Genomic DNA, 8,122 nt, shown 5'->3' with positions numbered 1-8,122 from the left:
GAACTGCTGGCCGACTTCTTCCAGCGTGTGGTCGGTGTTCATGCCGATGCCGAAACGCATCCGCAGAACGCGTTCTTCACGCGGCGTCAGCGAGGCCAGAACCCGCGTCGTGGTTTCGCGCAGGTTCGACTGGATGGCGGCGTCGATCGGCAGGACGGCGTTCTTGTCCTCGATGAAGTCGCCCAGGTGGCTGTCTTCCTCGTCGCCGATAGGCGTTTCCAGCGAGATCGGCTCCTTGGCGATCTTCAGGACCTTGCGCACCTTCTCCAGCGGCATGGCCAGCTTTTCAGCCAGTTCTTCCGGCGTCGGTTCGCGGCCGATTTCGTGCAGCATCTGACGGCTGGTGCGGACGATCTTGTTGATCGTCTCGATCATGTGCACCGGGATACGGATGGTGCGCGCCTGGTCGGCGATCGAGCGGGTGATCGCCTGACGGATCCACCAGGTCGCATAGGTCGAGAACTTGTAGCCGCGACGGTACTCGAACTTGTCGACCGCCTTCATCAGACCGATGTTGCCTTCCTGAATCAGGTCCAGGAACTGCAGGCCGCGGTTGGTGTATTTCTTGGCGATGGAGATCACGAGGCGCAGGTTGGCCTCGACCATTTCCTTCTTGGCCTGACGCGCTTCGCGTTCGCCCTTTTGCACCGTCTGGACGATGCGGCGATAGTCGTCGATCGGCAGGCCGGCTTCCAGCGCCACAGCAGCGACGTCGGAACGGATGGTGGCGATCTGGTTGGCTTCATTCTCGCTGAACTTGGTCCAGCGCACGCCCTGTTCCTTGATCCGCTCGGTCCAGGTCGGGTCCAGTTCGGCGCCGAAATAGGCCTTCAGGAACTCAGGCCGCGAGATGCCGTAGCTGTCCGCCAGACGCAGCAGACGGCCTTCCAGACCGATCAGGCGCTTGTTGATCGCGTACAACTGCTCGACCAGCGCCTCGATGCGGTTGTTGTTCAGCTTCATCGTCTTCAGACGATCCGAAATGGCCACCGTCAGGGTGCGATAGGCCTTCTCGTCCTTGGCGCTCAGAACCTCGCCCTTCAGGCGGGTTTGAACCAGCTTGTCCTGCAGACCGCGGAACTCGCCGAAGTCGGCGGCGATGAGGTTCAGCACCTCCATCACGCCGTCACGCAGCTCGGCTTCCAGCGCCGAGATGGACATGCCGCCGCCGTCGTCGAAATCATCGTCGTCGTCGTCGTCGGACTCAGGCTTTTCTTCAGCCGCCGGCTTGTCTTCGGCCTCTTCTTCCTCTTCGCCTTCCGGCTGGGCGGCGCCCGGCAGGGACGAGGGGTTCAGCACGCCGTAAGTAGCGTCCAGGTCGATGACTTCACGCAGCAGGATGCGGTTGTTCTCAAGCTCGTCGCGCCACACCATGATGGCTTCGAACGTCAGGGCGCTTTCGCACAGGCCCGAGATCATCGCGTCGCGACCAGCTTCGATCCGCTTGGCAATGGCGATTTCGCCCTCGCGGCTCAGCAGTTCGACCGAGCCCATCTCGCGCAGATACATCCGCACCGGGTCATCGGTGCGGTCATAGGCGGCCTTGGCGGGCGTTTCAGCGACGCCGGTGGAGGCGGCGGCGGCGACGTCGGTGGACTGCTGCTCCTGCGCGTCCTCTTCGGCCTCGACGACGTTGACGCCCATCTCCGACAGCATGGCCAGGGTGTCCTCGATCGCGTCGGGGGTCACCTCTTCGGACGGCAGAACCTTGTTCAGTTCCTCCATCGTCACATAGCCGCGGGCTTTCGCCTGCTTGATGAACTTCTTGACGCCAGCGTCGGTCAGATCGAGCAGGGGGCCGTCGGTCGAAACCTCGGCGTCCTGCGTCTCGGTCTGTGCGTTCATATTCAGTCAGTCTCCAGCCGAGGGGGTGATCAATCCGCCCCGACGAAAAATATAATGCCTGGCGAGCCGTAAGGTTACGTGCCCGCGCTGTCTTCCCAAATCGTTCCGGCTTTGATCGCACGGCGAAGCGCATCCCGCTCGGCCTTCAGCCGACGGAAAGCTTCATCCTGCCCAGGCACATTGCGCGCCTGGGACAAGGCGTCCTCCAACGCCGCTACGCGGGTTGAAGCGTCGAACGCCTGCGACCATCGGACCCTTGCCTCGGCGAGGGGCGCATTTGCGGCCAGGAATGGCGCGCCGGACTTTGCCGCCGCCTTCTCGACCTCGCGCACTAAGGCATCATGACCCGATTGCGCCAGATGGCGTCGCATGGCGGCAGAGTCAAGACTCTGAACCGACAAGCGCAAACGAACCAGTTCCTGAGCCAGTCCATCCAGCCCCTTGTCGCCGAATCCGTGCGCTGCGATCTCTTCCAGATGGTCGTCCATCCGCTCGGGATCATCGATGGCGCCGTGGGCCAAGGCGGCGGGCACCGGCTCGATGGCGCGAAACAGCGACTGCATCGCCTGCGCCCCCTCCGCCGTCTGACCCAGCTTGGGCGGCGGCCCGCCGAAACGGCCCTTGCCCTGCCCCGGCGTCCACGGCGCGCGTTGGGGCGCCCGGGGGAACAGGGCGTCGAACCGCTCGAACAGATCGCGCTTGTACTGTTCGGCCAGATCCTTGTCCTGAATGGCCGAGGCGGTGTTGCGCAGCCGCGCCTTGAACCCCGCCTTGCGTTCAGGCGTGTCCAGCGGCTCCAGGTCCTGTTCGCGACGGAACAGGACCTCGGCGAACCCATGCGTCTCGGCCAAAGCTTGCCGCAATGCAGGCGCGCCCTTGTCACGCAGGATGTCGTCGGGGTCCTGCCCTGCCCCCAGCAGCGAGAACCGGAACGACCGCCCGGCCTTCAGCAGCGGCAGCGAGCGTTCGATGGCGCGATAGGCGGCGCGCAGACCCGCCGCATCGCCGTCGAAACACAAGACCGGCTCATGCGACACGCGCCACAGCCGCTCCATCTGTTCTTCGGTCAGGGCCGTGCCCATCGGCGCGACGGCAGGCAGGCCCGCGCGCTGGCAGGCGATGACATCCATATAGCCTTCAACGACGATGATGGCCTGATCGTTGCGGCTTTCAGCCCCCAGTATCCGCCGCGCTTCCGGCAGGCCGTAGAGCGTCGCCCCCTTGTGAAACAGCGGACTTTCCGGGCCGTTCAGATATTTGGCCCGGTCGTCGGGGTTCATGGCCCGGCCGCCGAAACTGACGATCCGCCCGCGCGCATCCAGGATCGGGAACATCAGCCGGTCGCGGAACCGGTCGTAAGGCTGGCCGCCGCTTTCGGGCGAGATCAGCAGCCCCGCCTCGACCAGTTCGGCAGGCTTTGCCCCGCGCTGGACCAGCGCCTGTTTCAGCCCTTCGCGGTCATTGGGCGCATAGCCCAGACCGAACCGCTCCCACTGGTCTTCCGGCAGGCCGCGCTTTTCCAGATATTCACGCGCCGCCTTGCCCGGCGTGCGGCGCAGATTGGCGGCGAACCATTTCTGGGCCAGGTCCATCCAGTCGGACAGGCCTGCGCGTTTCTGCTCGCGCTCGGCCTCCTTGGGGTCTTCGGCGGGAAGCTGCATCCCCGCCTCGCCCGCCAACCGCTGCACCGCCTCGACGAAGCTCAACCGCTCCGTCTCCTGCAGGAAACTGATGATGTCGCCGTGCTTGCCGGACGAGAAATCGTGGAAGAAGCCCTTGTCGTCATTGACGAAGAATGACGGCGACTTCTCCTTAGAGAAGGGCGACAGGCCGACATATTCCCGCCCCTGACGTTTCAGCTTCACCGTCCGCCCGATCACGTCGGACGGTCGAAGGCGGGCCTTCAGTTCATCAATGAATCTTTCGTCGAAACGCACCACGCGATCCTTAGGCGTTCAGGCGCTTCACGTCGATTGGATTGGGGGCGATCAGGCGGTTCATCCAGGCATCCCCCGAATTCCAGATGAACCGCCGCATCGCATAAGGCGTAAACCGCAGCGTCCCCCAACGCCTTGGCTTAACGAAGTCCTAACGCCTCGCGGACCCCCATCTGACGTTGAGACCGCACGGCTGTCGAGAGGGGTGCAAGCTTAACAGTAACGATCAAGGCGAGACTGTGTCTTTTGCGCCGCGCACGGTTTGACTCAACGAGGGCCGAATGGGACGATTTTATTGGCGCCGTCATGCCCGATGTCCGCTGATCCCAGGTATTCTATTCCCGTTCTCACGCACCAGTAACGAACGATTTCTTCCGGGGTCAGACCAAAATCGGGATCATTTTCCGGGATCTCAGATACCCGTCCCAGGCGAATTCCGGCCACCCGTTTGATGCTGTCCTGCCCCGTCAAATGAAACATCATCCGGTCGACGCGGTAGGCGGCCTCGGCCACCTCTTCCAGCATCAGGACATGGCCAGCCAGGTCCGGCTCCAGCACCGTGCCTAGCAGCTGGTCGATGATGGTCAGGTTGAAGGCGACGGCAGGCCGCGGATCGTCGGCCAGAGACGGCTCGATCCAATCGCTGCGTCCCGTGGTCAGCCAGGCGATGGCCCCTTCAGCCGTCTCGTCATGGCGCACGGAATCCGAGGCCATCGGCCCGTGGGCCAGATGCTGGAATCCGGCCTTGTACATCCCCGCCAGCAGGCTGCCCGCGTCTGAATAGCCTAGGTAGCGTTTACCGCGCGCCACATCGTTCAGGCGCGGAATGACCGCCTCGGCGATCCGGCACGAGCCATAGCCTCCGCGCGCGAACCAGATGGCGTCGATGCGCGGATCATTGGCGAACTCGACAAAGGCGTCGGCCCGCGCCCGGTCGTCGCCGGCAAAATGTCCGTGCTTCAGGAAACAGGTCGGGTGGAAGACCACCGCCACCTCACCGTCGGGGTAGTGTTCGGCCATCCAGGCGTTGACGGCCTCGGCGCGTTCGGGGGCGAAGCGCGAACTGGCGCAGACGACGCCGATCTTGAATCCCTTGCTCACGCCGCCGTCTCCAGCGCCGCCAGCACATCGGCGGCCGAGCGCAGGCGTGACACGCGCGGCAGGATCGCCTCCACCGAGAAGGCATGCCACTCAGCCGAGAAGGTGCTGCACGCATCCTCGACCACCACCATATTGTAATCCAGCGACCAGCCCTCGCGCGCCGTGGACTCCACCCCGAAATTGGTGGCGACGCCGGTCAGCAGAACCGTCGTGATCCCGTGTCGACGCAACGCCAGATCAAGCTCCGTGCCGTGGAAGGCGCCCCATTGGCGCTTGGTCACGATCAGATCGGGGGCCAGCGCCAGCACATCGGGATGCAGTTCGGCGAAATCATCGGGCAGCGCAGGCAGGCCCGGCGCATCAATCTGGCCTGTCGGCGCCAACGACCCGTTCGGCCCGAAATCGACCCGCACCGGCACGACCAAACCGCCCGCAGCCTTCAGCGCACGGGCGATGGCGATGTTGCGGGCCAGCACGTCCTCGACCGAATGGGGCGCTCGCGGCGCACCCAGAATTCCCTTTTGCAGGTCGATCATCACCAATGCGGTCTTGCGGGGATCGAATTCCAGGGCCACGACATCTCCTGACGGATTCATTTGCACTTCCAGGCGCCGCCGTCGGGCGCCGACGGCATTTCTATCGCACCATGACCGACACCGTCTCCTACTTCTTCTGCGGCATCGGCGGGTCCGGGATGCTGCCTCTGGCCATGATCATTCAGGCGCAGGGCAACCCCATCGAAGGCTCAGACCGCGCGCTGGATCAGGGCCGCACGCCCGAGAAGTTCGACTGGCTGCGCGCCCATGGCGTGACCCTGCATCCGCAGGACGGTTCGGGCGTGACCCGGCCCGATCAAGTCGTGATCGCCACCGGCGCCATCGAGGACACTGTGCCGGACATCGGCGCCGCCAAACGTGTCGGCGCGACCATCAAGACCCGCCCCCAACTGCTCAGCGAGCTGTTCAACGCCGCCCCCGCCTCGATCGGCGTGGCGGGCACCAGCGGCAAGTCCACCATCACCGGCATGATCGCCTGGATTCTGCACCAGACGGGCCGCAACCCGACCGTCGTGAATGGGGCGGTGATGAAGAATTTCGCCGACGCCGACCACCCCTTCGCCAGCGCCCTGATCGGCGGACCGGACCTGTTCGCCGCCGAGGTGGATGAAAGCGACGGTTCCATCGCCCGCTATGATCCGACCGTCGCCGTGGTCTCCAACATCTCGCTGGACCACAAGTCGATGGAGGAGTTGCGCGACCTGTTCGGCGGCTTCGTCGACCGGGCCGAGACGGCGGTGCTGAACCTCGACAATCCCGAGACGGCGGCGCTGGCCCAGATGCTGCCTGCGGGCAAGGCGATCACCTTCGCGCTGGGCGAGGAGAAGGCCGACCTGTCCGCCCACGACCTGCAGCCCCTGCCGACGGGGATGAAGTTCCGCCTGATCGCGGGCTGGCGTGAATATGACGCCATCCTGAACGTGCCCGGCGCCCACAATGTCGCCAATGCTCTGGCGGCGCTGGGTGCGGTCAAGGCGCTAGGCGTGCCGGTGGGCGAGGCCGTCGCCGCCCTGGCCAGCTTCGCAGGCATCCGCCGCCGCATGGAGGTGGTCGGGACCGCCAACGCCATCACCGTCATCGACGATTTCGCCCATAACCCGGACAAGATCGCCGCCACCCTGAAGACACTGCACGCCTTCGACGGCCGCCTGCTGATCCTGTTCCAGCCGCACGGCTTTGGCCCGCTGAAGCTGATGAAGCATGAGTTCATCGAAGGCTTCGCCGGTCTGATGCGTCCCGATGATGTGCTGCTGATGCCCGAGCCGGTCTATTACGGCGGCACCACCGACCGCAGCGTGGGGTCCGAGGATATCGCCTCCGGCGTCCGCGCCGCTGGCCGCAACGCCGAGGCCCTGCCTGACCGCGCCGCCTGCGGCGACCTCATTCTGGAACTGGCCCAGCCCGGCGACCGCATCATCGTCATGGGCGCCCGCGACGACACCCTGTCGACCTTCGCGGCGGAACTTCTGGAGCGGCTAGCTCAGTAAACGTCGCGCCGATAGCGGCCGTCTTCCAGCATCTTCAACAGGACATCTGCGCCCAGCGCCTCTTCCAGCGCCGCGTGAACGCCTGAAGCCATGCCTTCCAGACTGCCGCAGACATAGATGACAGCGCCGCGCCGAATCCACTCGCGCAGGGGCTCGGCCCCTTCGGCGACCAGCGCCTGCACATAGCGCTCATCGCCTGCATCGCGTGAGAAGGACCGGTCCAGACGGGTCAGCACGCCTGACGCCAGCCAGGCCTGAAGCTCGGCGTCAAAGAAGGCGTCATGCGCCTGCGTCCGCTCGCCGAACAGCAGCCACGCCCCGCCCCCCGCCGCCGTGCGGGCCTTCAGGTGGGCGCGCAGGCCTGCGATGCCCGTGCCGTTGCCGATCAGGATCATCGGCACGTCATCGGCCGGGCCGTGGAAGCTGCGGTTGGCGCGCAGCCGCATGTCGATGACGTCGCCGACCTTGAGCGCTTGCGTCAGCCAGCCCGAGGCCAGACCCGGCGTCCCGTCAGGATGGCGCATCAGGCGGATCAGGAACTCGACCCGTCCATCCGACGGCAGGGAGGCGATGGAGTATTCGCGCGAACCCGGCGTCACCCCGTCACGCGGCGGCAGGCCGATCTCGGCGATATCGCCCGCAGCCCAGTTGCTCACGCCCGCGACCGGTTCGAACGCCAGATGGTGCGCCTCGCCGCCCGGACTGCCCGGATTAGCCAGCACGCGCTCAACCAGCCGCCAGCGGTCATAGGCGGGCGGGGTCCAGTCGGGGGCGGTCACGCTGCCGGTGATCTGGTTCAACTGATGCTGCCAGTGGCGGATGGCGCCCGCCTCGCCGTCATCGACCTCGACCGTGTCGAACAGGGGCTGTGCGCCCGAGCGGCGCAGCCAGCCATCCACCGCATGACCAAACCCGCAGAAGGCGTCATAGGACCGATCGCCCAGCGCCAGCAGGCCGAACCGCAGGCCCGACAGGTCCGCCTCCGCGCCCATGACCTTGCGCACGAAACGCACGGCGCCGTCAGGCGGATCGCCCTCGCCCGTGGTGGAGACGATCAGCAACGCTCGATCAGCAGCCTTCAGCACCTCGGCGTCCAGATCAGCGAAGGACACGACCCGCGCCCCCACGCCGCCGTCGCCGGACATGGCCTTGGCCGTCATCCAGGCCAGTTCCTCGCCAAAGCCGGTCTGGCTGG

6 protein-coding genes are annotated in these 8,122 nt (G+C 65.6%); 1 reads left to right on the top strand and 5 read right to left on the bottom strand.

Annotated features, from left to right (window positions below):
* From rpoD to QZ281_RS14515, 4 genes are all read right to left on the bottom strand, one after another.
* Positions 1–1,845: RNA polymerase sigma factor RpoD (gene rpoD / locus QZ281_RS14530; RefSeq protein WP_292229553.1), on the bottom strand; the 1,845-nt coding region annotated here is incomplete at its 3' end.
* A gap of 74 nt (positions 1,846–1,919) precedes the next feature.
* On the bottom strand, positions 1,920–3,782 hold the full coding sequence (dnaG, locus tag QZ281_RS14525; protein WP_292229551.1) for a DNA primase: 1,863 nt from the start codon (positions 3,780–3,782) through the stop codon (positions 1,920–1,922).
* Between the two features lie 267 nt (positions 3,783–4,049).
* Positions 4,050–4,883 (bottom strand): LD-carboxypeptidase, encoded by an 834-nt coding sequence (locus tag QZ281_RS14520; RefSeq protein ID WP_292229549.1) that lies wholly within the window; start codon positions 4,881–4,883, stop codon positions 4,050–4,052.
* A complete protein-coding gene (locus tag QZ281_RS14515; RefSeq protein WP_292229547.1) occupies positions 4,880–5,458 on the bottom strand; it encodes an isochorismatase family protein in 579 nt (192 codons plus the stop codon). Before QZ281_RS14515 ends, QZ281_RS14520 begins: the two co-directional genes overlap by 4 nt.
* A gap of 71 nt (positions 5,459–5,529) precedes the next feature.
* Here QZ281_RS14515 and QZ281_RS14510 point away from each other — a divergent pair, with 71 nt between their 5' ends.
* On the top strand, positions 5,530–6,927 hold the full coding sequence (locus QZ281_RS14510; RefSeq protein WP_292229545.1) for a Mur ligase family protein: 1,398 nt from the start codon (positions 5,530–5,532) through the stop codon (positions 6,925–6,927).
* Here QZ281_RS14510 and QZ281_RS14505 read toward each other — a convergent pair.
* Positions 6,921–8,122 (bottom strand): sulfite reductase subunit alpha (locus tag QZ281_RS14505; RefSeq protein WP_292229543.1); only part of this gene is annotated, 1,202 nt, incomplete at its 5' end. The two genes, QZ281_RS14510 and QZ281_RS14505, sit on opposite strands and share 7 nt — an antisense overlap.

This window comes from Brevundimonas sp. (genome assembly GCF_018608325.1).
Classification (GTDB): domain Bacteria; phylum Pseudomonadota; class Alphaproteobacteria; order Caulobacterales; family Caulobacteraceae; genus Brevundimonas.
This window is presented reverse-complemented; position numbering and strand designations above follow the sequence as displayed.